This window comes from Actinomyces qiguomingii, assembly GCF_004102025.1.
GTDB lineage: Bacteria > Actinomycetota > Actinomycetes > Actinomycetales > Actinomycetaceae > Actinomyces > Actinomyces qiguomingii.
This window is the reverse complement of sequence record NZ_CP025228.1, coordinates 1,260,593-1,286,011: the sequence shown is the minus strand read 5'-3', so window position 1 is coordinate 1,286,011 and position 25,419 is coordinate 1,260,593. Positions and strand designations below refer to the sequence as shown.

General features: G+C 67.3%; 21 protein-coding genes. 3 read left to right on the top strand and 18 right to left on the bottom strand.

Annotated features, from left to right (window positions below; translation table 11 throughout):
* Nucleotides 1-6: 6 nt before the first annotated feature.
* Both ndhC and CWT10_RS05260 read right to left on the bottom strand, forming a co-directional pair.
* Nucleotides 7-366 carry an NADH-quinone oxidoreductase subunit A gene (gene ndhC, locus CWT10_RS05265; RefSeq protein WP_103063876.1) on the bottom strand — a complete coding sequence of 120 codons (360 nt, stop codon included), beginning with the start codon at nt 364-366 and terminating at the stop codon, nt 7-9.
* Nucleotides 363-1,661, bottom strand: a complete 1,299-nt coding sequence (locus CWT10_RS05260) for a geranylgeranyl reductase family protein (RefSeq protein WP_103063877.1) — start codon at nt 1,659-1,661, stop codon at nt 363-365. Before CWT10_RS05260 ends, ndhC begins: the two co-directional genes overlap by 4 nt.
* Before the next feature lie 349 nt (nt 1,662-2,010).
* On the opposite strand from CWT10_RS05260, the gene CWT10_RS05255 reads away from it, so the two are divergent.
* Together CWT10_RS05255 and CWT10_RS05250 are read left to right on the top strand one after the other, a co-directional pair.
* Nucleotides 2,011-2,754: a demethylmenaquinone methyltransferase gene (locus CWT10_RS05255; protein ID WP_103063878.1), complete on the top strand. Its 744-nt coding sequence runs from the start codon at nt 2,011-2,013 to the stop codon at nt 2,752-2,754.
* Nucleotide 2,755: 1 nt separating this feature from the next.
* Complete coding sequence (locus CWT10_RS05250) at nt 2,756-4,168, top strand: isochorismate synthase (RefSeq protein ID WP_416171722.1); 1,413 nt, start codon at nt 2,756-2,758, stop codon at nt 4,166-4,168.
* A 32-nt stretch (nt 4,169-4,200) separates the two neighbouring features.
* On the opposite strand, the gene CWT10_RS05245 is transcribed toward CWT10_RS05250, so the two are convergent.
* Genes CWT10_RS05245 through CWT10_RS05235 form a run of 3 tightly spaced genes read right to left on the bottom strand, consistent with a single transcriptional unit; the run spans nt 4,201 to nt 7,474 of the window.
* Complete coding sequence (locus tag CWT10_RS05245) at nt 4,201-5,352, bottom strand: ABC transporter permease (protein ID WP_158247685.1); 1,152 nt, start codon at nt 5,350-5,352, stop codon at nt 4,201-4,203.
* Between the two features lie 8 nt (nt 5,353-5,360).
* Nucleotides 5,361-6,491 (bottom strand): ABC transporter permease, encoded by a 1,131-nt coding sequence (locus tag CWT10_RS05240; protein WP_103063881.1) that lies wholly within the window; start codon nt 6,489-6,491, stop codon nt 5,361-5,363.
* Nucleotides 6,488-7,474, bottom strand: coding sequence for an ABC transporter ATP-binding protein (locus CWT10_RS05235; RefSeq protein WP_103063882.1), 987 nt, complete (start codon nt 7,472-7,474; stop codon nt 6,488-6,490). The genes CWT10_RS05240 and CWT10_RS05235 overlap by 4 nt, the downstream gene beginning before the upstream one ends.
* A gap of 27 nt (nt 7,475-7,501) precedes the next feature.
* On the opposite strand from CWT10_RS05235, the gene CWT10_RS05230 reads away from it, so the two are divergent.
* Complete coding sequence (locus CWT10_RS05230; protein ID WP_103063883.1) at nt 7,502-8,134, top strand: TetR/AcrR family transcriptional regulator; 633 nt, start codon at nt 7,502-7,504, stop codon at nt 8,132-8,134.
* Between the two features lie 373 nt (nt 8,135-8,507).
* Here CWT10_RS05230 and CWT10_RS05225 read toward each other — a convergent pair whose 3' ends face one another.
* The 13 genes from CWT10_RS05225 to CWT10_RS05165 form a co-directional block, all read right to left on the bottom strand.
* Nucleotides 8,508-10,121, bottom strand: a complete 1,614-nt coding sequence (locus tag CWT10_RS05225) for a S1C family serine protease (RefSeq protein ID WP_103063884.1) — start codon at nt 10,119-10,121, stop codon at nt 8,508-8,510.
* Nucleotides 10,122-10,315: 194 nt separating this feature from the next.
* On the bottom strand, nt 10,316-12,211 hold the full coding sequence (gene menD / locus CWT10_RS05220) for a 2-succinyl-5-enolpyruvyl-6-hydroxy-3-cyclohexene-1-carboxylic-acid synthase (protein ID WP_233188280.1): 1,896 nt from the start codon (nt 12,209-12,211) through the stop codon (nt 10,316-10,318).
* Nucleotides 12,208-13,389: an o-succinylbenzoate synthase gene (locus CWT10_RS05215; protein WP_103063885.1), complete on the bottom strand. Its 1,182-nt coding sequence runs from the start codon at nt 13,387-13,389 to the stop codon at nt 12,208-12,210. The genes menD and CWT10_RS05215 overlap by 4 nt, the downstream gene beginning before the upstream one ends.
* Nucleotides 13,390-13,465: 76 nt before the next feature.
* Nucleotides 13,466-14,455, bottom strand: coding sequence for a hypothetical protein (locus CWT10_RS05210; RefSeq protein ID WP_128683297.1), 990 nt, complete (start codon nt 14,453-14,455; stop codon nt 13,466-13,468).
* 115 nt (nt 14,456-14,570) lie between these two features.
* Nucleotides 14,571-14,975 carry a hypothetical protein gene (locus tag CWT10_RS05205; RefSeq protein ID WP_103063887.1) on the bottom strand — a complete coding sequence of 135 codons (405 nt, stop codon included), beginning with the start codon at nt 14,973-14,975 and terminating at the stop codon, nt 14,571-14,573.
* A gap of 200 nt (nt 14,976-15,175) precedes the next feature.
* A complete protein-coding gene (locus CWT10_RS05200) occupies nt 15,176-15,748 on the bottom strand; it encodes a hypothetical protein (protein ID WP_128683296.1) in 573 nt (190 codons plus the stop codon).
* A 319-nt stretch (nt 15,749-16,067) separates the two neighbouring features.
* A complete protein-coding gene (locus tag CWT10_RS05195) occupies nt 16,068-17,546 on the bottom strand; it encodes a glycoside hydrolase domain-containing protein (protein WP_103063888.1) in 1,479 nt (492 codons plus the stop codon).
* 57 nt (nt 17,547-17,603) lie between these two features.
* A complete protein-coding gene (locus tag CWT10_RS05190) occupies nt 17,604-19,487 on the bottom strand; it encodes an ABC transporter ATP-binding protein/permease (protein WP_103063889.1) in 1,884 nt (627 codons plus the stop codon).
* On the bottom strand, nt 19,480-20,700 hold the full coding sequence (locus tag CWT10_RS05185) for a peptidoglycan-binding domain-containing protein (RefSeq protein WP_128683295.1): 1,221 nt from the start codon (nt 20,698-20,700) through the stop codon (nt 19,480-19,482). The genes CWT10_RS05190 and CWT10_RS05185 overlap by 8 nt, the downstream gene beginning before the upstream one ends.
* Nucleotides 20,697-21,563, bottom strand: coding sequence for a hypothetical protein (locus CWT10_RS05180; protein ID WP_128683294.1), 867 nt, complete (start codon nt 21,561-21,563; stop codon nt 20,697-20,699). The genes CWT10_RS05185 and CWT10_RS05180 overlap by 4 nt, the downstream gene beginning before the upstream one ends.
* A 153-nt stretch (nt 21,564-21,716) precedes the next feature.
* A complete protein-coding gene (locus tag CWT10_RS17900; protein WP_103063892.1) occupies nt 21,717-22,175 on the bottom strand; it encodes a peptidoglycan-binding domain-containing protein in 459 nt (152 codons plus the stop codon).
* Between the two features lie 184 nt (nt 22,176-22,359).
* Nucleotides 22,360-23,409, bottom strand: a complete 1,050-nt coding sequence (gene argF, locus CWT10_RS05170; RefSeq protein ID WP_103063893.1) for an ornithine carbamoyltransferase — start codon at nt 23,407-23,409, stop codon at nt 22,360-22,362.
* 310 nt (nt 23,410-23,719) lie between these two features.
* Nucleotides 23,720-25,108: an arginine deiminase gene (locus tag CWT10_RS05165; RefSeq protein ID WP_103063894.1), complete on the bottom strand. Its 1,389-nt coding sequence runs from the start codon at nt 25,106-25,108 to the stop codon at nt 23,720-23,722.
* Between the last annotated feature and the right edge of the window lie 311 nt (nt 25,109-25,419).

The window sequence follows — 25,419 nt, the reverse complement described above, 5'->3', positions numbered from 1 at the left end:
GCTCCCTTACTCCCAGTCCAGGCCGCCGCGACGCCACTCCAGGACGTAGGGCACCGTAATCAGGCCGATGAAGACGAGGGCGGCACTCAGCCCGAAGAAACCCAGCTGCGCGAAGGCGGTGGCCCACGGGTACAGGAAGACGACCTCGACGTCGAAGATGATGAAGGTCATGCCGACCAGATAGAAAGACACCGGGAACCGGCCCTGGTCGACGTTAGTGGGAGTGGGGTCGATGCCGCACTCGTAGTTGGCGACTTTGACCCGGTTGCGCCGGTTTGGGCTCACAATGGCAGACAGCACCAGGCCACCGATGGCGATGACCATGGCCACTGCCGCCATGATGAGGAGCGATACATAGGGATTCATGCTGCCGGCACCATCCTTGTCAGAAGTTGGATGAAGTGGTCGATTCCATCGCCGCCGCGACGCTCCCAGCCGTCTGACAGGAGCTTGGCGACGAACCGCATGAGGCGTTTGCGGGGCAGCCCGTAGCGGGTGCACAGGCGCATCACCTCCGGGTGCTCGATCAGGGCGACGAAGATGCGCCCGAGCGTGTAGTAGCCGCCCAGCTGCGCCTTCAGCGCGGCGGGGTACTGGCGCAGGGCGAGTTCACGGCCCGCGGCGGTGGTGCGGGCAGCAGCCTGGGCGGCCGCCTCGGCAGCCAGTCGACCGGAGGCCAGTGCCTGGGCAATGCCCTCCCCGTTGAAGGGCGACACCATACCGCCGGCATCGCCCAGTAGCATGAGTCCGTCGGCATACTGCGGCTTGCGGTTGAAGGCCATGGGCAGGGCGGCCGAACCCAGACGTCCGACCTGGTTGTCGGGGGTGAAGCCCCAGGCGGCGGGGACGTGCGCGAGCCAGCGCTTGAATACGGCGCGGTAGTCGATGCCGCGGGCCGAGGCCGCTGCTGTAGTAGAGGCCACCGAGCCCAGACCCACATTGACCAGGCCATCGCCCACGCTCCAGATCCAGCCGTATCCGGGCAGCAGGTCGCCTCGACCGGCGGGCCCGTCCCACAGTTCGAGCCTTGACTCCATCCAGGCGTCGTCGGCGCGCGGAGAGCGGAAGTAGGCGCGTACAGCCACGCCCAAAGGTTTGCACTCATCCTTCGCGCGGCCTGCGGCGGTGGCCAGGCGTGCGGAGACGCCGCCGGCGTCCATGATCAGGGGCGCCGTAACCGTGGTGGGCGCGGCGATACCCGCTTCGGGATGACGTGGAGTGGGCCGGACCTCGACCCCGACGACCCGCCCGGAGGCGTTGGTGACGGGGGCAGTGACAGTGACCCCGGTGAGCAGACGCGCACCGGCTCTTACGGCATGCTCGGCCAGGTCCCGGTCCAACTCGCTGCGGCGTCGGGACAGGCCATAGGAGGGCAGGCTGGGCTGTTCCGGCCAGGGGATGTGCAGCAGGTGTCCGCCACCGATAACCCGCAGCCCCTGGTTCCGCTGCCAGGTGGAAGTATCCACGCCCATGGCGACCAGCTCGCGCACCGCGGCAGGAGTCAGGCCATCGCCGCAGACCTTGTCACGGCCGAGCTCATGCCGTTCCAAAAGCAGCACGTCCATGCCGAGGGCGGCCAGATGGTAGGCGGCCGCGGAACCGGCGGGACCGGCACCCACAACGACCACGTCGGCGCTCATATCGCCGGCGGCTGCTGCCATTGCTGCGCGCCTCCTTCGTTTACGGACTCGTGGGCTGGGAATGGCGACCGCGGGGCGGCGCCACGGCCCGGCGGACAGACGGGACCGGCGCCGACATTACCGAGTCACCTCATGCCGCCACTGCCCGCCCACACCCCCTGACGGGCAGGAGCATCTTTCCCTCAACATTCTCAGGATAACGCGCCCCGCCGGCGTGGGGGCGCGGCGAGGACGACCCGACCGGAGCCGACTAATTAGAGATACCTTGCCTTGCGAATTCACGCCGCTGGGCGCAATCGCGGCAAAACCGGCGCCTGCCCGCGCGGCCGGTCGGCTCGGGAGCGCAGACGAGATCTGCGAGGATCGGCCCATGAGTCGAGCCTCTCTCGCCAAGGACCCCCGCGAGGTCGCAGGCATGTTCGACGCCGTCGCGCGCCGCTATGACCTGACGAATGACCTGATGAGTCTGTGGCAGGTGCGCATGTGGCGCGCAGTCACGCGCGCCACCGTCGCCGCCCGTCCCGGCATGCGGGTGCTGGATCTGGCCGCCGGCACCGGCACCTCCAGCGTCGATTACGCGGCCGACGGCGCACAGGTGGTGGCCTGCGACCTGTCCGCCGGCATGGTGGCCGAGGGACGCCGCCGCCACCCGGAGATCGAGTTCGTGGTCGGCGACGCCACCGCCCTGCCCTTCCCCGATGCCGACTTCGACGCGGTCACCATCTCCTACGGATTGCGCAATGTGCAGGACACCGCCGGCGCGCTGGCGGAGATGGCCCGGGTGACTCGCCCCGGTGGACGACTGGTGATCGCCGAGTTCTCCACGCCCGTGCATACGGCATTCCGGCGCCTGTACCGCTTCTACCTGGGCACTGCTCTGCCGGCAGCCGGAAGGCTGGTGTCCTCCAACGCCGACGCCTACGGCTACCTGGGCGAGTCGATCCTGGCCTGGCCGGACCAGGGGGCCCTGGCGGCGTTGATCCAGGACGCCGGCTGGCGGAGCGTGGGCTATAAGAACCTGTCCGGCGGGATCGTCGCCATCCACCGCGCCACCAAGCCGGAGGTTCCCGCGGACGGCAGCGCCGGCGACCATGCGTCGACGCCGGAGGCCTGAGGTGACTGCTCCCGGGCCGAGCCCAGACGCCTCCACCGTTCCTGCGCCCGCCGCGCCCACCTGGTCCGCGCAGCGAGCCGCCGCCGCACCGCCGCACCTGTCCTTCCGCACCGTCGCCCTGCCCGCCGGCGTCGTCACCCCGGAGGGCGACGACGGCGGCACGGGGCTGCTCGATCTCCTCGCCGGGCGCGAGGACGTCGTCAGCTGGGTGCGCCGCGGGCGCGGCCTGGTCGGTTGGGGACGGGCGCTTCGACTGGAGGCCCAGGGGCCGGACCGGATCGAGGCGCTGCGGAGCGCCTGGCGCGCCACCGTGTACGCCTCCTGGTGGCGCGACCCGCTGGTGCGGCCCGGCACCGGCCCGGTGGCCCTGGGAACCATCGCCTTCTCCCCCGCCTCCGCTGCCGTCTCCGTGCTGACCGTGCCGCGGGTGCTCGTGGGTCTGGATGAGTCCGGGGCGTGGCTGACCACTGCCGTCGCCGACGGCGAGGCGCACCCGGAGGTGGCGGAGGTTCTGGCCGGTTTGCGCCCGTCGGCGTCCGCCACGCCGGATGTCCCCTCCCCCGCCGCCACCGCGATCTCACCCGGGGCGCTGTCCGAGGCCGACTATCTGGCCGCCGTCACCGAGGTTCAGCGGCGCATGGCTGCCGGCGAGGCCCGCAAGGTGGTGTTGGCGCGGGATCTGCTGGTGGCGCCGACGGCGCCCCTGGCGACCGGCGAACTGCTGCGGCGCCTGGGGGCGAGCTACCCGTCGTGCTGGACCTTCGCCGTGGATGCCATGGTGGGGGCGACCCCGGAGCTGCTGGTACGGCTGGAGAACCGGCGCCTGGCCAGCCGGGTGCTCGCGGGCACCGCGCGCCGTCACCCGGGTGATACGGCGACGCGCGAGCGCGAGGCGGAACGACTGGGGCGGTGGTTGACGGCGTCGGCGAAGAACCGGGCCGAGCACGAGTTCGCGCGCGCCTCGGCGCTCTCGGCGCTGGAGCCCTTGTGCTCGGTGGTGGAGGCCGCCGCGCCACGGGTGCTGACGCTGCCGAATGTGCTGCACCTGGCCACCGACATCACCGGCGTGGTCGCCGGGGACACGGGGGCGCTGTCCCTAGTGGGCGCGCTGCACCCCACCGCGGCCGTGTGCGGCACCCCCACCGCCACGGCCGCCCGCATCATCGCCGAGGTCGAGGGCATGGACCGGGGCCGGTATGCCGGTCCGGTCGGCTGGGTGGACTGGCATGGAGAGGGCGAGTGGTGCATTGCGCTGCGCAGTGCCGCGCTGCCGCCCGGCGGGGTGGGACCGGAGGCGCCGGCGCGGGTGTTCGGCGGCGGCGGGATCATGCCCGAGTCGGTGCCCGCCGACGAACTGGCCGAGACTACCGCGAAGATGCGCCCCATGCTCGCCGCCCTGGGCGCAAACACCTAGCCGTCCAGCAGTGCCGGACCGGACGCCTCCACCTAGAGCCGCCGGTGCAGGGTCCACGCCCCGATCCCCACCCCCGCCGCGGCGGCCACCCCGCAGCCGATCAGCACCGGCACTGCCGGGGGTGGCGCGGCCATCCACGCCTGGGCCTGCATGGTCTCGAACACATAGGCCGGCGGCCAGAACCTGTCGAATGTCTGCACCGCGCGGGGCAGGGTGGCAAGCGAGGAAAACCCGCCCGAGGCGAAGAACGATCCCGCAAAGGTGATCATGAGCAGTGGCTGCACGGTGCGGTAGTCCCGCAGCCAGGCACCGATGGCGACGCCGAGCCCGGCGCACGCCAGCGAGGTCAATGCGGCCAGCCCCGCCAGCACCGGCAGGCGCCCCACGGGAATGCGTACCCCGAAGACGGCCGCGGCGACCGCCAGCGTGACCAGGGTGCTGACGCCTCCGGCGATGACGGCGGCTACCAGTGTTCCGGCGGTGACATCGCCCAGGGGCCGCGGCGCGAGCCGCACCTCCTTGACCGTGCGGTGCTCCCATTCGCGCGCGACCATGATCGCGGCGTTAAGGGCGGAGCCGACCATGACCGCGAGCACGACCGCGCTGTGTCCGATGAAGGTTCGTCGCCACACGTCGCTTGGACGAGTGGTCGTCTGGGTTACGGTGACCGGCGCCGCCCCGGGCACCTGCGCGGCGGCGTAGTCCTGTATCGCGCGGGTCAGCCGCAGGCGGGCGTTCTTCATCATGTCGGTGTTGATGTTGTAGGTCCTGGTGTGCAGCACCGGCGTCTGTCCCGCCTCAACGCGCTCGTCGAAGTCGGCGGGGATGGTGACCACCAGGTGCAGACGGCCGCCGTCCACCAACTGTTCGGCCCGCTCGGCGTCGGTGGTCACCACGCGGAAGTAGGGGCTGATGTTGCTGCGTAGATCGCGGATCTCCGCCTCGAAGGCAGCCGCGTGGGGGCCCTGTCCCTCGTTGACCAGTCCGATGTTCCACTCGTCCCCGCCGAAGCCGAACAGGATGCCGCACAGGAACATCAGTACCAGCGGAATGAGCATGGGGCCGGCAAGGGCCTGCCGGTCGCGGGCCCATTGCCGCACGTCCTTGCGGGCGACGGCACCCACGCGGTCCAAGTGCCCCGAGATGTGCCCCGAGATTCGGTGTGTCTGGTTGATCCGCTTCATGGCCTGTTTCACTGTCCTCCCGTCAGGTGGGTATAGGCGCGGCGCAGCAGCCATCCGGCCAGGCCCAGAATCGCCGCCGTTGAAATCAGCACGATGACGAGGTTGCGGGCCAGATCTGACACGTCACCGGTTAGGAAGATGCTGCGGGCACTCATGAAGGCGTAGGTAGTGGGCAGTGTCCGGGACAGCTGCCACAGCGCGGTGATCGGCTGCCCCCAGGCGAGCCCGCGCATGGACTCCTCGTTCCCGGAGACCAGGAAGAGGGCCACCGCCGCAGTGATCAGGCCCGACGCCGTCGCCAGGGTCTTCTTCGAGGCGACTCCGACCACCATGCCGATGCCCGCCCCCATGAGCAGCACCACCCCGATGATGCCCGCCATGGCCAGCAGGCTGCCGCTGGGCCGGAAGTCGAAGCCGACCACGAGCACAAGCAGCACCAGAGCCACCGACGCCAGCGACTGCCCCAGGCCCGCGATCACCTTGCCCGCCACGAGCGCGCCACGTCCGAGCGGCGCCAGCAACAGGTTCTTGACGGTGCGGTCATTCCACTCCGCGGCGATCTGCAGACCGGTGTTGACCATGGCGGCGTACAGACAGCCGAACAGGAGCAGACTGGTGGAGATGTAGCCGAGCATGGTGGGGTCGGTGGGCAACCGGCGGGTCTCCTCCACCTCCACCACCGTACCGGCCAGTTCCTCATTGAGCGCCCCTACCGCCGCGTCCAGGCGTAGCCGCAGGTTCTTGGAGTAGTCGGAGTTGATGTTGTTCAGCCGCAGCTCCACCCGGGCGTCCCCGGCGGCGACGGCCTGGGAGAACCCGTCCGGAATGATGACGACGGCGAGCACCTCGGCGTCATCGAAGGCCTTTAGCGCGGTTTCGGGGTCGGTGGTGCGCACATCGTAGTAGGGGCCCTCATCGGAGTGGATGGTGCGCATGACCTCGCTCAGACGCTCGGCTACGGGACCGCCGTCCAGGTCGGCGATCATGATCGGGTTGTTGTTGGATACGGGGATTACCAGGGAGTAGAAGAAGATGAACACCAACGGAATGACCACGCTGATGACCATGAGGAAGGGTTGGCGCACGAACCTGGTCCAGTCCTTGACCGCGATGGCGACGGCGGCCCGGATACCGGTCATGACTCTCCCCCGTCGCGCAACGCCTTGCCGGTCAGGTCCAGGAACACGTCGTTGAGGTCGGGGCGGCGCACCCCCACCAGCGTGGACCCGGGATCGTGCTCGGCGAACCAGTCGAGGATGGCGCGGGTGGTGGCCGGGGAACCGTCCGCGGCCACCGCGGCGACGCCGTCGTGCCAGGCGGCTCCCGTGACGCCGGACAGCTGCTCGAGTCCGGGATCGCGATAGCTGGACCGCACGTCTATGAAGGTCTTGCCGAGGCGTCCGCGCAGTTCGTCGGGGGTGCCGGTGGCGATCAGCGCGCCGTGGTCGAGGACGGCGAGGTTGTCCGCCAGCGCCTGCGCCTCCTCCATGTAGTTCGTGGTCAGCAGCACCGTGCCGCCGTCAGAGGCTATGCGTCGTACGCGTTCCCATAGGGCGGCACGGGACTGCACGTCCACCCCGAGTGTGGGTTCGTCCAGGACGACGACGCTCGGCTGGGTCAGCAGCGCCCGGGCCAGGGCGAGACGGCGCTGCATGCCCCCGGAATAGGTGCCCACGCGGTCACCGCGACGCTCCGTCAGGCCGACGAGTTCGAGGACCTCGTTGATGCGGGCGCGGCGCTGCGCACGGGCAACGCCGTACAGGCGGGCGTGGAAGGAAAGGTTCTCGTCGGCGCTCAGGTCGTTGTACAGGGCGGTCTCCTGGGGGACTACGCCCAGGCGTTCCCTGACCGCGGTCACGTCGGTGCGCACGTCGATGCCCTCCACTAGCACGGTGCCACGGGTGGGACGCAGCAGGCCGCACAGCAGATTGACCGAGGTGGTCTTCCCGGAGCCGTTGGGGCCTAACAGGCCGAAGACCTGGCCGGGGGCAACGTCGAGGGTGAGCGAGTCGAGCGCGACCAGGGGCCGGGATCGGCGGCCGTGGAACTCCATGCGCAACTCACGGAAGCTGATGGCGGGAGTTTCCGAGGGGCTGATGGCGAGGGTTTCCGAAGGGCTCATGCTTGCCAGGGAACCCCGGCGCGCGCCATGATTTCCACTGTGGTGAATAAAAGGCGGGGGCGCCCCTCCGGACCCTCGAACACCCGTGAGCGGATTCTGGCCGCCGCCCGAGAGCGCTTCGAACAGGACGGCTACGCCGGCACGTCGCTGCGTTCGATCGCGGCGCGGGCCGATGTTGACCACTCCCTGATCACCTACTATTTCGGTTCCAAGGAGGGACTTTTCCGCGCGGTCGCGGAGCTGGCACTGAGCCCGGCGCGGGGCTTCGACATCGTCTCCGCCAAGGTGGCGCCGGAGCACCTGGCACCGGCGCTTTTGCGCGCGGCACTGTCCGCGTGGGACCGCCCCGGCTATCGCGACGGGCTCGCCCGCCTGTTCGCCGATGCCCTCACCTCCGAGGCCGCGCTGCGGGTACTGCGGGAATATCTGAACACGGAGGTGGTCGGGCGCCTGAACGAGTACATCGGGGGTGTGGACGCCGGACGGCGAGCGGCCGCGGCGGCCACGATCTTCTCCGGCCTATTCCTGACCCGCTACCTGCTGCGGCTCGAGCCGGTCGCCTCGCTGCCGGCCGACGCCGTCGTGGCGCAACTGGCACCGGCGCTGCGCTCGGCTCTGGGACCGCATGGCCCGGGGGCTACCAGGGCCAGTCCGAGGTGAGGTAGGCCTCGATGGCACGGTGGCGGAAATCGTAGGGCCTGGCGGTGGACAGTGCGCCGGGTGAGATCCAGACGCTGCGCCGCGGGTTCCATGATCACCCGGCCGACACCGCCGTCGTCGACAGTAGCTCGGATATGCGCAACTCGCGGGCCGCGGCCAGCCTCGCGGCCGATGCCAGATCGAGCAGGTCCATGGCGAGCCAAGAGGAGGCATCACGGCGTCAAGTTCATCAACGACCGGTGCCCTTGAAACGTTATCAAGGGCACCGGTCCACCAACTCCGCGAGCGCACTCAACTCGCCAGATCAACCGAACTCGGCAGTAACGTCGACCGAACTCGGCAGTAACGTCGACCGAACTCGCGAAGGGAGCGGTCAGGAGTCCTCGCGCTCCTTAAGCGTCACGGGGACCTCGATCTCCTCACCGTCCCGGATGATCGTCAAGGTCACCTGGTCACCCGCCGAGTACTGGCGCACGAAGCCGGTCACGGCAGCGGCCTGGTTGGTGGCCTTCCCATCGATCGCGGTGATGACGTCGCCCTCTTTGACGCCGGCCTCACCAGCGGGTGAACCGGACTCGACGGTGCCGACCTCGGCGCCGCCGCGGGTGACGCCATCCTTGGTGGTGGCACTGCCGTTGCCGATCGCCACACCCAGGTAGGCGTGAGTGGCCTTCCCTGACTCAATTAGCTGATCGGCGATCTTCTGCGCCAGATTGCCGGGAATAGCGAAACCGAGGCCGATCGACCCGGAGTCGCCTCCGGATCCGGTGGGCATTGACTGAATCGAGCTGGTGATGCCAATGACGGCGCCGGTGTCGTCGAACAACGGACCGCCGGAGTTGCCATGATTGATCGCGGCATCAATTTGGATGGCGTTGGTGTACTGCATGGTCGTCGTGGTCTGCGACTGACCCAACAGCCCGCTGAGCTGATCCGAAAGAGATGAGCCGCCCTGGCTCTGGTCGGAGGTATCGGTCTCCTCCTGAACAGTCACCACCGGACGGTCCAGGGCGGAGATGATGCCAGTGGTGGCCGTGGAGGACAGCCCCAGCGGATTGCCGATCGCCATGACGTCCTGACCGGTGACCAGATTGTCAGAGTCGCCGAACTGGGCGACCGTAAGGTCGTCCGGAGCTGCCACCAGTTCAATGACGGCCAGGTCAGTGGTCGGGTCGGTGCCGGTGGTTTGTGCCTCGTAGATGCGCCCGTCCGCAAGCGCCACCTGAATCTGCGATGCACCGGCCACCACGTGATGATTGGTGAGGATATGGCCGTTGGCGTCGTAGATCACTCCGGAGCCGACCGAATAACCGTCGTTGCTGGCGACAGTGATGGAGACGACGGCGTTGGACACGGCCGCGGTTACAGCCTCCCAGTCGGGGGCTGTGCCGGTTGAGGAGACCTTCTGAGTCGTGGCGCCGGTAGCGATCGCCGTGGGGGCTGAGGAAGAGGCGGTTTCGTCGCCGTCGTCCAGGTAGTGCACGGCGGCTACGGCGCCTCCGGATGCCAGCAGCGCGGTGACCAGGGAGATGGCTACAACACCGCCCCAGCCCGGCCCGTGCCGGCGGCCGCCCGGCTCAGGGCCGGAGGGCGTTAAGGACTGATAGGGGGGCTGGCCTGCGCCGGCTGCGCTGGAGCTCTGAACACTGGGAGGCTGGTAGGAGCCTTGGTAGCCGGTCCTGTCGGAGCTCCGGTCTGCGGTAGAGCCATAGCCGGACTGCTGAGACGACGGGTAGGCGGAGGCCCCTGGTGCCGAGGCGGAGGCGCGACCGAAGTTGTAACCCGCGGGCGGCTGGGGCGCAGAAGTGTAAGGCGAGGAGCCGGAGCCGCTGTAACCCGCACTGCTGCCGTAACTGCTGCTTGTGTCGGCAGTGCCGTAACCGGAGTCCGCACGGTGGGGTGCGGCGCCGCCGGGAAGTGACTGGGTGGCGTCACCTGACGGCTGCTCGGCGTCACCTGACGGGCCAAATGGGTCGTTCGTGCTCATGTCTCTCCTCCTCGGGCCTCCGGCCCGCTCTTTTAAACGGTTTTCACCCAATACTTCTGACCTGGGCCGTCTCCGACACTAGTCTGGGACTTGGCTGTAAGCTCTGCCGTGCGGCACGGAGTCTCCACACCACATCCCCATCATTCTCCGCGATCCGTGATCGTGATGAGCCTTTATGCCAAGTATGGTCACTATCACCTCACGGCCGTCGTCTCCGTCGCGGTCGACACCCGTACGTGCACCACGCTGCGGCCTCGCACCGGTGCGGCCAGAAGCGCCCGCAGATTGTCGAGTCCGGACGGCCGGTGGACGCTGACGCCCAGGGCGGCGGCGAGGTCGCCCGGGTCGGCGGCCTGGGGCGTGGTGAAGTAGCGGGCCAGTTCCGCCGGCGGGGTGACGGTCGGGTACTCCAAAGTGGAGAAGATGGCGCCCCCGCCGTCGTCGACGACGACCACCTGAAGATCGGGCTCGGTCTCCAGGCGTCCGCACGAAAGACTCATGGCGTCGTGCAAGAAGGCGAGGTCGCCGACGACGACGCGTACGGGGCCGGCAGTGACGGCGACGCCGAGCGCCGTGGCGAGGGTGCCGTCGATGCCTGCTAGACCCCGGTTGGCGATTGCGGACGGAGCGACCGCACGGGCGGGTGCGGCCAGGCGGTCAAGGCGGCGGATGGTCAGGGACGAGCCAACAACGAGCAGGGGCGCGCCATCGTGGTCACGGCTCGCCTCCCACACTGCGGTCACCACGGCATCCGCATCGAGCGGGGTGGGGTGTGCGGACGGTGCGGGCAGGGCCGCTACGGCGTCGCGCCATGCCTGCGTCCAGTCTCTTGGGCCGATCCCGAGTCCGAGGATAGCGGCCAGGTGGGCGGCGGTGGACGGTTGCCCGAGTGCGGAATCGGTTGGCGTCGCCGTCAACCGGTCGAGCGGCACGATGCGGGCGGCCGTGCCTGCCACATCGGTCCAGCGGGCAGTGGCGGTGAGCACGTCAATGGGCAGATCACTGCGGGCGAGCAGGGTACCGACCTGGCGGCTCAAACTCGGATGCCCGGCGACCACGACGCGCTCAACCCGTCCGGCGAGCCGAGAGCCGGTGGGGTCGGCCAGCAGTTCGGCATACCGGATGATGGCCTGGGGGCCGCCGCGCGCCCCAGAGGTCGGTTCGGCCAGCAGCGGCCAATCCAGATACTCGGCGAGGGCGCGCGCATGCCGGCCGGTGGCATCGACACTGTCACCGGCGATGACAATCCCCCGTTCCTCCCCCTGCTGGGACCCGACCTTCAAGGGGGAGTCTGCCCCGGCTCCCGGCGGGAACAGTGCCGCGGCAGTGGCCGAGGACCGGGGTGCTGTCTGGGCGGCTCCCGCATGCGGGTATTCCGAGAAGTCCCGGCCGGTGGGCCAGCCGTCCGACAGGCCATCGTGTCCAGATGCCATGGGGGCCTGGCGATCGGCACCGGGGGCGGGCGCCAGCGGCGGCCGGAAGCGAACATTGAGCTGGACCGGGCCGGGATCGTTGGTCAGGCGGCCAGTGGCTGCATCTACTCCCCGTCGCACCTGGCCAGCGATGGCACGGGCGCCTGCCCCATCGCCCAGGTCTGCGGTTATGTCCGCGGGCACGTCGACCACCAAGCGCGGTGCCGTACCGAACATGCGGGTCTGCTCACTGGTCTGGTTGGCTCCGGTGCCAACCGCCTCGTGGGGACGATCGGCGGTGACCAACAACAGTGGGATGCCGGCGGCATCGGCTTCGGCTACCGCCGGGTGCAGGTTCGCCACGGCCGTGCCGGAGGTGGTCACCACAGCGGTTGGGCGGCGGCGCCCGGCCAGCAACTCGGCCCGGGCGCAGCCCAACGCCACGTAGCCGGCGCTGCGTTCATCAAGGACCACGCGCACCCGCAGCCCACCTTCTTTCTCGGCTGCGGCGAGCGCAGGCACCAGGGGTGCGGAACGGGAGCCGGGGGCGAGGATGACCTGCTGTACGCCGGCGCGCATCAGTGCGGCGACGACGGCGCTGGCCGCTACAAGCGACGGAGGCCCGCCGGGGGCGGGTTCCGAGGCGGCGCCGGTTGCTGCGGGGACGGTGGGGTTCACAGGCGCAGCCCCGCCACGGCGCGAGTAGGGTCGGCGGCCTCCTGCCTGCGCCGGCGTTCCAGGGCCTCGGCGATGTGTGCCAGTCGCACCTGCCAGCGGCCGGTCACCTCGGCGTCGGCGGAGGCGGTGCGCAGCAAGGCCCGGGAGACGTGCACAGGCCGAACCGGAAGGGTACCGGTGGCCGGGATGGCGGAGGGAACGGCGACATCACGCGCCAGCAGTCGCACGGTGCCCAGTCCACAGGCGTGCTCGAGTTCGGGCAGGGCGGCCGCCAGCATCACGCCCGCCCCGATGCCGACGCTGGTATCGATGGCGGAGGAGACGACCGGCGGCAAGCCGAGGCGCTCTGCCATATTCAGAGCGCGGCGCACGCCGCCCAGCGGAGCGACTTTGAGGACGGCGACGTCGGCAGCGTCCAGCCGAGATACGGCCAGAGGATCGGCTGACAGGCGGATGGATTCGTCGGCGGCGATGGGTATATTGACCAGCCGGCGCAGCTCGGCCAGCGCCTGAACCGAGCCGCAGGGTTGCTCAACGTATTCCAGCCCCTGGGCGGCGGTGTCCAGTAGCGGCAGGATCTTCCTGGCGGTTTCTAGGTCCCAGGCACCGTTGACGTCGATACGGATACGGCCGCGCGGGCCGATGGCGTCACGCACGGCCTCTATGCGCGCCATATCGGCGGCCATGGCGTCACGCTGGGAGGTGCGCGAACCGGTGACCTTAATCTTGACGGTGACCGGGATCTCGTCGGGACGGCGGGAGCTGCTGTGGGAGGGACGGGCGGTGACTCCCGCACCGGCTTCGACGATGAGTGCGCGCGCCCGTTCGGGGTTGACGGCGGGGATCGTGATGTTGACCGGGACGCTCTGACGGTAGCGGGGCAGCTCGCTGCTGCCAACGGTGGCCTGTTCGAGGGCCGAGGCCAACCAGGGGGCGCAGGCGTCGGCGTTGTAGTCCCAGAAGGGCGCGAGCTCGCCCCATCCCGCCGGGCCGTGTAGCAGCACGCCGTCGCGCCGGGTTAGACCGCGAAAGGTGGTCTTCAGGCCAACATCCCACACTATGGCCCGATCGATCGCCGCCAAGAGCTGCCCGCCGACGCCAGCACGCAGGGCGTCCAGGTCGAGTTCGCCGCGCACGCGGGCTGAAGCGGGCGCCGGGCCACGGCCGGGGAAGGTCACCGGGACAGGATAGCCAGAGCGCGGCGTCGCGGCGGCCGAGACCGATAATCAGTGCACAATGGCAACGAATCAGCCGTTACCCCTCATCCATGCCGTAGAACACCTTGCTGGCGACATCCACGGCATTGTCCTCCCTGGTAGCCGTCTCCAGCCCGGTGAGTCGCTGGTTCGATGAGGCGCCGGCGTTGGTCAGCGCCAGCAGCGCCGGCTCGTAGGATGCGAGCTCGCCGCTAAGTTCGGCGGCCGACGCCATAATCGGTATAACGAGGATGGTGTCTGCGGCAACGGGCTCGGGGATCGGGTAGGAGGCGCGCAGTACCGTTCCCTGAACCGAGCCGGACGCCGCAGCGTCTTCGGGTCCGACGGCCAGATCGGTGAACGCGCCCGCATCCACTTGGACGTCAATAACAGTTCCTGCGGGCACCGGCGATGGCCCGACAGAGTGCAGGGCGACGGTATCCGGCTTCCACAGACGGAAGCCGTCTGCCCAGCGCAGCGCGGTCCAGGTAACGCCGATCGTCGCTCCCCATAGAAGATCAGTGCTGGTGCCGGTATCGGCAGGTTCTTGAGTGACTTCCCGGTCCCCGTCCGGTAGCGCGAGGGCAATTGTGGTCGCGGTGGGCGGGGCAATGATGTCGTCAGGGTAGGTCAGCGCGCGCACCGAGCCCAGTACCAGTGTGAAAGTGCCCTCGGGCAGTTCCGCGCCGAGCAGGACGGCCGCGCTCCCGGTGGCGCCGTCGTCGGTGGGCTCCGCCTCGAAGGCGCAGTCGAATGCCTCATCGTCACGGATGATCGCGGGTGCCTCCTCAGTGGTGTACAGGGCCGAGGACCAGCTCAGCGCTATACGTGTTCCGGCCGGCAGGTTGCCTCCGGCCACCGTGAGGATTCCGCCCAGTAGAACCGGCACGGTCATAGTGGTGCCGGCGGTGGTAGCAACTTCGGTGGTCTCTTCCCCGGGGGTCAAGCTGACTTCGACTCCCGCGGCATGCACCTGCGGAGCCGTTGACACCAGCAATGCGGCGCCGGCTCCCAGACCGAGCCCACAGATCAGGCTGCGTCGGGACATGCACATAGGCTGCGATGCGTCTTGGGATGTGGATGAGTGCATGGTTGTTCCTTGAGTCGGGGGTGCAAATGAAGGGATGAAGACATGTCGGTGGGATTCGACGTAAGCGGAGGAGCTACCAGGGCGGCGGGCCCGCGAAGAACGGCAGCAGCCAGCGGTCCCAGACCAGTACGAGCAGCACCGTGCCAACCAGGTAGACCGCCGTTGGAGACAAACAGCGCAGCCACAGAGGGATCCGATCCGCGAAGCACGCCATCACCGCCAGAGTCAACAAACCGGCAAAGAAAGGTGCCGCCAGTGCAATTAAATCCCACGAGTTCGGCCAGCATCCCGGGTAGGCGCAGGTTCCGTACTCACCACTTACGGAAAGGATACGGATAAGCAGAACCATACACAAAGCGCAGAACAATGCAATGACGATCGTCAGCGAATCATAGCGGCCCCTTGGGCGCCACTTCGGAATAAGAAAGAAACCAGCCGCCGCTTCCAACGTGGACCGCCACCAAACAAAGGTAAACACCCCACCACCTTCTATGAGACGAGACGCCATCGACCTATCAAGCGGGCTAGTAGGACTGATTTGTGAGAGCCCAGAAGCTTGCGCAGCCCATTGCACCCCCCATAGCAACAACACAAAGCCAGCTAACACCGTAACAGTACGGACTGTGACACCGAGCCCGATCAGTATCCACCGCCAAACCTTCGAATCGTTCATCATGTTTACAACCCTCGCGCCAGCCTGTCTGCGAAGGCAGATGTCAGGGCCTGACGCTGCGCCTCAGTCGGGACCGACTTGAAGCCTGCAGCAGCTCGCAAGAGCGGCAAAGTAAAACCGACGTCTTTAAACGATCCGACATCCAAGCCATAGGCGATTCCTTTGAATGCGGCATCGACATTCGCTTTACTCGATCCGAAACGCGCACGGTAAAACAACCTCACTCTATCATTGGAGGGAATCGCGCAAAGCTTCCTGAGTCTGTCACGGAAGGAGGTGCCGGATCCACCGGTCTCATTACTTTTGACCAACCACGCGTCCACGTCCGCCAACAGGTCTCCACGACCGAATCCAGCAGCATCATCATCGCTCCCCAGCCTCGAGAAGGCCCAGGTATACAGGTCTTCCCCGCCCCCTTTATGCTGCCATGTTCCGAACAGCGAGTATAGATCCAGCGCCCACGCCCCAAGGTCACCGTATGTGTACCCTGCGGGGCCTGTCTGCCATCCCCAGGTCCCATAGGCGATGGTTGAGACGGCCCAGTGTGGTGCATCAACTACGGTCTGCGGCTTAGACATGTTCGCAGTCAGCGCCCCTTCACAGGCGACGCGCGCCTCAACCGAGGCGGTATCAGTCGCCTCGGGTGTATACGCGAGCCACATGCCTTTACTCGCCGCACCCCAGTATCTCGGCTTCCGCAACCATCCCAGTACCATGGCGGAGGGGTCAGGCAAGTACGCCCTCGCCGTAGTCGAGGATAGGCCAGCGAGCGCTACTTGGCAGCGGACCTCCGCTTCCGTATACCATTCGAACAAGGCACTGAAACCCGTCTTCGAAGGCGAGCCGTCCTGCTCCAGCGGGGGGCCTGAGACAGCACTCAAGTCAATGGATGGAGCTCTACGTGAAACGACCACTTTGTCTATCCCCGCCTCCGAGGTCGGTGCTAGTTTCAAGGATCTGGTTATAGTGCCATTCCTGAGGCATAGGATAGCCCATATTCCCAGAATAGCCAGTCGACATGCCGGAGACGTAGGCACCCACCGCCAGACCACGGTCGATCATCGTCTGGCAGGCGTTTCTCGGAGCATAAATGCCAACCTTATAGCTGTTCGGAGCGGATCGCATGACATTGTTCACGCCCTGGAAGTAGTTGGCCACAGGTCCGTTCACCACGTCACCAGTCGCGTCGAAGTCGACGGCGAAGTAGATGACAGAACCCGACGGAAGCCCGAGAGTTCTGGCGCGTGACAAAGCGTCGACTCCCTGCGCGGCACCCTCGCCGTAGGTCATCCAGACGACCTCGTTGTTGTAGCGCTGAAAGAGCGGAATCAGGCGCAATCCAGCAGCCCTAATCTCGTCGAGTTCAGGGCCGTTGATGTAGTAACCGGTCACAAGGTACCTGCCCACATGGGTGTAGCCCCGCCGCACCGCGGCCGCAGCCTTTCCGCCGGTCAGCTTCTCAGAGGTGTCGAATCCCTTGGTGGCGATGCTCGTGTCGCCACAGGAGACAAGAAGACTGCACCAGGTTGTGTAGTCTCCCTTCCCGGTCTGGGGGATCTCCATGAAGGACTGAAAGGCACTAATGGCACCGCTGGTAGCGCTGGTGAAATCGCTGCTCAAGGATACAGAAAGACCGTTGAGGATCATGGCCGCGTGGAAAAGCCTGACGAATCGCTTGGTTCCGTCACTGCTGCCAACCCCAAGTACCGCCTGCGACTTCAGCCCGCTCTTGGTTCCGTCACCGAAGTTGCCGTTGGCAACGCCGTCGGCCATGCCCAACTCGTACTGTAGAGCGAGTAGTAGTGCGGTCTGGACCGATCGGGAGTGCACACCGTCACAGGGCACCAGCGCGAAGTCTCGGCGCCCATGGTAGGTACCGTTGAGCCAGCGCTGTACGGATCTGACCCCGGCCGTACCGCCGTAACCGCCCAGAACGGTATAAGCATCCATGGACAGCAGTGAGGCCATGACTTTGACGTCAACGAAGGGCGAGTTGCCGGCTCCGAGTCCCAGATCCTCACGTACGGTGGCAACCGACCCGCTGAGTCCCTCGAATCCGAAGACCGCTCCGCGGTTGAGGGTGATCGCTGTGTATCCCTTGCACCACAGCGCCCCGCTGAGTATGCAGAGCACGTTCTGCGCCCCCTTGAAGGATGCGTCTATTCTGCCGATCTTTGAGCGAAACGCACTGGTGGTGGCCGGGCCGAATCCGGATGCCAACGGACTGATCCCCAGTTCGGCCTGCAATGCGCGGCGCAGACCGTAGATCGTGGACCAGCCGGTGAGCCCGTCCTCATCCAGTCGCACCCAGCCCGCCCTCGAGCCATAAGTGGCGTTCAACCATTCCTGTGTCTTTCTTACTTGGGGGTCTGCCATGTCGTTTCTCCTCCGTGAGTCCGCTGGTCGAGGTACTGGTGCATCAGGTCAATGCGGTCAATGGTGGAGCGCCTCTGCGGGTTCTATGCCGGCTGCACGGCGCGTGGCGAAGACGGCTCCAAGGAGGCTGACGCCGAGGCCTCCCGCAATGCCAAGTGGCACACTGTCCCAGTCCATGACGGGCTGCCAACCCCTGCCTATGGTGATGACTAGGATCGACATCATGCCGAGGTAGACGCCCGCGACTCCCCCGAGCAGCCCGGCAACAGTCGCCTCGGCGGCGATGAGGAAGCGGATGTGGACGCGCCTGGCCCCCATGGCACGACGCAGCCCGATCTCTCCGGTGCGTTCCATGACCGTAGAGATCATGAGGGCGGTGACCAGTGTGAGGGCGGCGATCGCGGCGACGGCGGTGAGGGTGTACAGGACGGCTCGAATGGAGTCCTCCACCTCCGCCCGGAGTGTCATCGGATCCGGCGGGGCATCGACGGTCACGGACTGCGGCGCACTGGGGATCCAGGCGACGGGCGCCTGCTGGGCCACCTGTTGGGCGGCTCCGGGGGCGACCCGCAGCTTGACCGAGGCGTACTGGGGCTGCGAATAGGAGACGGCCTCGGATTCGGGCACGATGACCGAGTCAAGCAGGCCGACGTCTAGGCCCGCATCAGTGAGGATTCCGACGACGACCCGGGGCCTCCCGTCCAGCCATATCACCGGTGAAGCGATTAGGGGGCCGATCTGCAGGCTCTGGGCTGCGTGCGAGCCGAGGATGGCCTCATCCTCGCCCAGCGCGGACAGGGGCTGCGGGGAGGTGACCGTAAACAGTGATTGTGGAAGTGCCTCCGATACGTTACCGATGAGCTGAAGCGGAGTGGTGGTCGCGGAGGGGCGCGACGCGACCTCGACCGACGAGTGGGTAGCGAGTACGGCAAAGTCGCGCACACCGGCCAGGTCTCGGATACGCGCAGCGGAGTCTGCGGACAGGGCCTGCTCGGCAGCCGAGACATCGGTGGTGGCGGCCGCCAAGCCGACGAGTTGGTTGCGTCTGGAGTCGAACACGTCGGACACCTGGAATCGCGCGGTGGTGGACAGCCCGGTAGTCGTCGTCGCCAGCGCCACTGCCAGGGTGATGCAAGCGACCAGGGCCGCCGAGCGCGCTCGTCGGGCACGCAGGCCGTGCCATACGTCGCTCAAGGCGTCGGGCAACCGCAGGCGGGAAGCGCGCCCGCGCATCGCGGAAGGTTCCTTCTCGGAAGCATGTGGTGCGGTTCGGTTGAGCTCCTCCACCCGGCCGTCCACGACCCGCAGATGCCGCGAGGCGTAGGAGGCGACATGGTCGTCGTGAGTGACCACGATGACCGTGGCACCCCGCCGGTTCAGCTGCGCGAGCAATTCCATGATCTGCTCGCTGCTGCGCGAATCCAGGTTGCCGGTGGGCTCATCGGCGACGATGACCGGTGCACCCGAGGCGACGGCTCTGGCAATGGCGGCGCGCTGGCGCTCTCCACCCGAGAGTTTCTCCACCTTCTGCGAGCGCTTGTGCTGCAACCCGACGAATGCGAGTGCCTCCTGGGCGGTGTCAACTCTCCGCTGTCGGTCCAGGCCCCGATACAGCAGGCCGAGGGCGACGTTCTCCACCAAGCTGCGTCCCTTGAGCAGGTGGAAGGACTGGAAGACGAAGGCGAAGTTCTCCGATCTCACCGTGGCACGCCTGCACTCGCTCAGCCTGCCCACGTCGACGTCGTTGATTCGGTAATCGCCGCTGGTCGGGGTGTCCAGCAGTGCCAGCTGGTTGAGCAGAGTGGATTTACCGGCCCCCGACGGCCCCTGGATCGAGATGAACTCGCCCTGACGGATGGTCAGTGTGACGTCGCGGAGCGCTTCAAGGGGCACTTCACCTCCGTAAATCTTCCCGACGCCGCGCAGCCGTAGCTCAGCCATCGACCCGTACGCTCATGTCCTCGGTGAGGGTGCCGCCCTCGGCGTCCACGGCGCAGGTGCCCGCGACGCATCCAAACTCAGTCACCACCACTTGCGTGAAGGAACCGTCCTTCTGCTCAACCAGAACGCTGGTCACTCCTTTGATGTCGGCGGAGATGGCTCGCTGCGGGACCAGTAACGCATCACGCACCGGCTCAGAGAGGTTGAGGGTGATTAAGATATCGCTGCGCCCCACCCACTCGTCAGGGATCTGGCCACTGCTCGACCGCAGGATCACGGAGGCCTTGGCGGAGTCGGCGTCCTCCTCCGGATCCTGCTGGGTCTTCGCCGAGTCGTTCTGCTGCGGGGAATTCACCTGTGCCACGGCGACGTCGATCGGCATATCCGCGGACTGTCCTTGAAGACTGGCAGTGCCGGCCAGACCAGACGTCAGCCGCGCCTGTATGGCCGGTGGCACCGTGGCCGTGAGCGTGATCTCCTGGGCGCTGAACGTTGCCGCGGCCTTGCCGTCCACTGCGGTACCGGTCGTGGGGACCGAGGTGAGAACCGCGGGGAGCGTCGGCACAATCATGACCTCTGAGGCGGACAGTACAAGGGTCGACCGTGCCTGGGAGGCGGCCGCCGTCGGCTCCGCGGAGGGCGCGGGCTCGGCGGCGACAGCGCCAGTGGGTGACTCATCGGAGTCCTGCGGGGACTGGGCTCCGGCACTCCGGTACAACTCGCGGATGGCGGCGGCGGTTGCCGTCCCGAGTTCCCCGTCCGCGCTGACGGCGTAGCCGAGGTCGGCCAGGGCCTGCTGGATCATGCGGACGTCGTCGCCCCGGGCTCCCAGGTACAGGTCGCGGTAGAGGGCGAACTCGCCCTTGAGTGCGATCACCGGGCGGCTGTTGACCCAGATGACCACGCTGCCCGAGGATACCGAATGGCCAGCGGCCGCAGCCGAGCGGGTGACCACGCCCTGTCCCTCGGTCGGGGTTGGAACGGCGACAGTTACGTTCTCGGAACGAACCGCGGTCGCAAGAATGGTGGTCTGCTCGGTGAGGTCGCCCCGCGTCACCGCGACGGTGACCGGTCTGGCCGCCGGCGGCGCCGCGGCCGCCTCCCGCTGAGCCGGTGACTGGACACGGGCGGCCACGAGCCACGTACCGACGACGAGCATCACGGCACCTACCAGAAGGGCGGATATGAGCAGAGACCTGCGTAACCGACTCACGGCGTTCCGCCGGCCTCGATAATGATGGAACGCATGCGCTCCGCCTCGGCCTCGTTGCCGGCCACGATGCTGTTGATCTCCGTTTCATTGGCGGCGACGAATGCCGCCTGCTGGTCCCACGTCGCCTCGTACAGCAGCCTAGTCCAGCCCGAGGACTCCCGGCACTGCGCGTCCGCAGTGGCAACCGCGATCTCATCCGCGGAGGGATCGCCGGTCGGTTGATAGTCGAGCCTCGTCATAAGCGACTCGGGAAGTTGTAGCGTTCCCGCCTCCCAAGGCTCTTCGGGAAGGTCGGCGATACCTTGCGGCGCCATGCAGGTGCGCCACTGTTCTGCGGCCTCCCGCAACTGCGACCCCGAAGTGTCTACGAAGAACCGGTTGAGTTGGGACTCGATTGGAATGGGTCCATTCTCGTCAACCTCTAGGTACTCGGTTGGGGAGGGCCCGTGAAGCTGCAACTGGACCTCGTCCAGGCAGTCGTACCATTGGTTCTTGAAAGACTCCGGTTTGTCGTCGTAATAGCCGCCGCCCTGGAGATCGATTTTCTCCCAGGAAATCTTGTATGAAGGATCGGGCGCCATCCGGTAGCCGTACTTCTGGGCGATCGCCACGTTGAACAACGTCGCGTTCCCGTGCGGCGAGGTCTCGGGGAATGGAACCGCGGAGCTATTCATAACTTCATAGTCATCTATTCCAGCCTCCGCCATGCACCGGTCAACCAGCAGGTCGCTTGCATGAAGCTCCAGCCGGGTAAGACTCCCGTCGAGCACACGATCGAAGGGCAGCGACCAGGTCAGCGGATCCTTGACCACCCCGAGCACCTCGCTCGGTGCGGGCGTGGCCGATGCCTGATAGGCGGGCACACCCCCGCCCCCCACCTCAGCGCCAGTGTCATGGGCCTGAGACCCACCCTCGGCGCAGGACGCGAGCACAAGGAAAGTGGCAAGGAGGGCCGCGAAGCGAATCCGGACCGCTCTGGAGCAACGATCAGACACGAGGGCACCACACTCCTTTGTTCAGACCCAACGGCCGCACCACTGTTTTCTATCGTACCAGTAGCACCACGTAATAACCGAACCAGTGCGCGGGCCATACACACCATCAGCAGGAAGCCTGTTCTTCGCCTGCACGTTGACGACCGCCGTCCGAGTAATATTGCCGAATATTCCATCGGCATACAGGCTCTGTCCAGAATTCTGAAGGCCATACTGAAGCCTTCTAACCTCTTGACGCACACGCGTGGAAGTAGTGCGCTCGAGCCAACAATTCCGGGTGCTCGCACCATTGGCCGAATATGCGGGTACATACACGGCCGAACCACCTCCGCCGACCACCTCGACATTATAGGTCCACCCGTTATTGCATTCTCTGTAGGGAAGGGCCTGAGCGGACGGCGAAGCAACCAGTGTGGCTACAGCCAGCACGAGAGACGCGACAACAACGTGCAGGGTGCGGATGGTGGATTGACGTTTCATCGGGACCTCGGAGAAGACCCCATGATGAGGGTGCTGTTGGTGAATGGATGCGGGTTGGGTGGGTTGGGAACAACGATGACTCGTCAAGTGTGGGTCACCCCACACCTAGTCGTCAATCCGCCGATCGGCTACCCGCGCGCCGCAGAGGTCGGCCAGACGGTATAGCCAACTGGCTGGCGTCGGCTCAGCCCGCCGTCGTCGCCGGGGCGCCGAGGGTGGCGACCATGACGGCCTTAATGGTGTGCATGCGGTTCTCGGCCTGGTCGAAGACGATGGAGGCCTCGGACTCGAAGACGTCCTCGGTGACCTCCAGGCCGTCCATGCCGGTGGCCTGATAGATCTCCTCCCCGATCGTGGTCTCACGGTTGTGGTAGGAGGGCAGGCAGTGCATGAACCTGGCCTGCTCCCCGGCCTTGGCCATCAGGGCGGCATTAACCTGGTAGTCGCGCAGCAGCTCGATGCGCTGCTCCCAGACGTCCTTGGGCTCCCCCATGGAAACCCAGATGTCGGTGTGCACGAAGTCCACCCCGGCCACACCCTCGTCCACGGACTCGGTGAGCTTGATGCGGGCGCCGGTGTCGGCGGCCACGGCCTGGGCGGCGGCGACGCACTCGTCGTCGGGCCACAGCTCCTTGGGGGCGACGATGCGCACGTCGGCGCCGAGCAGGGCGCCGGCCACCAGCAGGGAGCGGCCCATGTTGAAGCGGGCGTCGCCGATGTAGGCGTAGGCGATCTCGCCCGCGGGCTTGTCGGTGTGCTCCAGCATGGTCAGGCAGTCGCACAGCATCTGGGTGGGGTGCCAGTCGTCGGTGAGCCCGTTCCAGACGGGCACGCCCGACAGCTCGGCGAGCTGGGCGACCTTGGCCTGACTGTCACCCCGGTACTCGATGCCGTCGAACATACGTCCCAGCACCCGGGCAGTGTCCGCCACGGACTCCTTGTGCCCGATCTGGGAGCCGGAGGGGTCCAGGTAGGTGGTGTGGGCGCCCTGGTCGTGGGCGCCGACCTCGAAGGAGCAGCGGGTGCGGGTGGAGGTCTTCTCGAAGATCAGGGCGATGTTCTTGCCAGCCAGGTGCTGGGCCTCCCGCCCGGCCCGCTTGTCGGCCTTCAGCTGCGCCGCCAGGCCGATCAGCGTCATCCATTCCTGCGGCGTGAAGTCGAGCTCACGCAGGAAGCTGCGGCCCCTCAGCGAGGCGAGGACGGCGGGGTCGGGGGCGGGGATGGCGGCGGGCATACGGGGGTCCTTTCGAGGCGTGAGCTCAGGGGACGATCGTAGGGCATGCTCGGCCGGTGGCAGCCGCGCACACCGCGATTATCAAGCGACTACACGCCTAATCCGTCTGGTACGAGCTTTTGTACCCTGGTGTGAGGCGAATTCCCATACACCGGGATACAAAAGCTCGCAGTAGCCGTGGGACCACGGCGGTGGCGGCGGGCAGGCCTCTTGCCCTCCGGCCGCCTCAGGCGGCGTCGCGGGTGTACGGCAAGGCCTCTCACGCGACTCAATCGCCTCGGACACCCGAGCAAGCTCGGCGTCACTCGGCTCAATCGCGCGTGACCGGGCAGGTCATGCAGTGGGCGCCGCCGCGGCCGCGCACCAACTCCACGCCGGGGGTCTCGATGACCTCCACGCCCGCCCGACGCAGCACGTCGTTGGCACTCTGGTTGTGGGCGTAGCCGATGACCCGCCCGGGCGCCAGGGCGACGACGTTGCAGGAGTCGCGGGACAGTTCGCGCAGCGCCTCTGCCTCGTCGGACATGTCGGGGCTGATCACCTTGAAGGCGTCGATGCCGGCGGCCCGGGCCAGGACGGCGTCCATGTCGCCGCCGTCATGGACGGTCACCCGCAGGGCGGAGCCCTTGCTGGAGCCGTGGTTGGCGCCGGGCTCGATCTCCACCGTGGTGACGTCGTTGAAGCCGGAGAAGCGCAGGTAGGTGTCCGGGGCGACCATGGTCATGAGGGTGTCCAGGTGCATGACGGCGTCGAGTTCGGTGTAGAAGGCGCGGTCGGGCATGTGGATGCCGATGACCCGGTCGGCGACGCCGTCGGCGAAGAGCCGAGTGGCCAGGCGCTCCACGCCGGCCGCGCTGGATCGGTGGGTGAGCCCCATAACCAGGGTGCGGTTGCCCAGCACCTGGAAGTCACCGCCCTCGACGGTAGCCGGGGAGGCGCCGTGCGGCTCCACCCACAGCGGGCCGCGCTCACCCGGCGCCCGGTCCGACGACGTCGCCCCTACCCCGCTCGAGACGGCGCCGACTCGGCTGGCGAAGGCGGGGTGGAAGCGGTAAACGGCCTCGTAGTTGACGGCCTCGCGGCGGCGCGGGGCGAGCGCCATGGTGTTAACGGACACGCCGCCGTACAGCCAGGCGGAGGTATCGCGGGTGAACAAGTGGTTGGGCAGGGGGGTGACCACGAACTGCCCCTCCAGGGTGGACAGGTAGGTGGTGGCGAACAGGGTGGCGGCATCGGCGGGATCCAGGCGCTCACGCAGCTCATTGCGGGTGATGCCGGCCAGGAGAACCTCGGCCAGCTCGGCGTCGGGCAGGCCGCCCAGGAAGTCGATGAGCACCTCGGAGGTGGACACGCCGACCGCCTGCGGGCCGACCGTCTCCTCCAAGACCAAGTGGCGGGCCTCGGGGACGGCGAGGGTCTCAGTGAGCAGGTCGCGGAAGTCGTGAACGATCACACCCTCGGCGCGCAGGATCGCGGTGAAGGCGTCGTGCTCGGCCTGGGCGCGAGCGATGTTCAGGGCGTCGTCGAACAGCAGGGAATCGGCGTTGATCGGCGTGATGCGGGCGATCTCCCGCCCGGGACGATGGACGATGACCTCCCGCAGACGACCAGTCTCGGAGTCGACGCGGCCACCGCCAGCCGAGCGCGCGATGACCATACGATCGGCGGGATCCGAGACGGTTTGGGGACTGGGCGTCATGAGCGTCATGGGCACAGGCTAGCCGGGTCGAGCGGTTGGCGTGTGCGGGAGCACTGTGAGCCGGGCAGGTTGCGCGCCTCGGGCGCCGCGCCGTGGGACGGAATGTCCGAGTTCGGCACAAACGACTCCGACGTTTCCGGAGACCGTGGGTAAAACGTTGGAATCATGCGGTTTCAGAGACGGACCTAGCGATCGTTAACGGCCTTTGTGCCGATCCTGGACACTTTGGGGCGCTACGTGCGGGACTCGGCACCAAAAGTCAGCTGCGTGGGCGGGCAGGCCTCACCGCGCCCGATGTCACCCCGGACTCC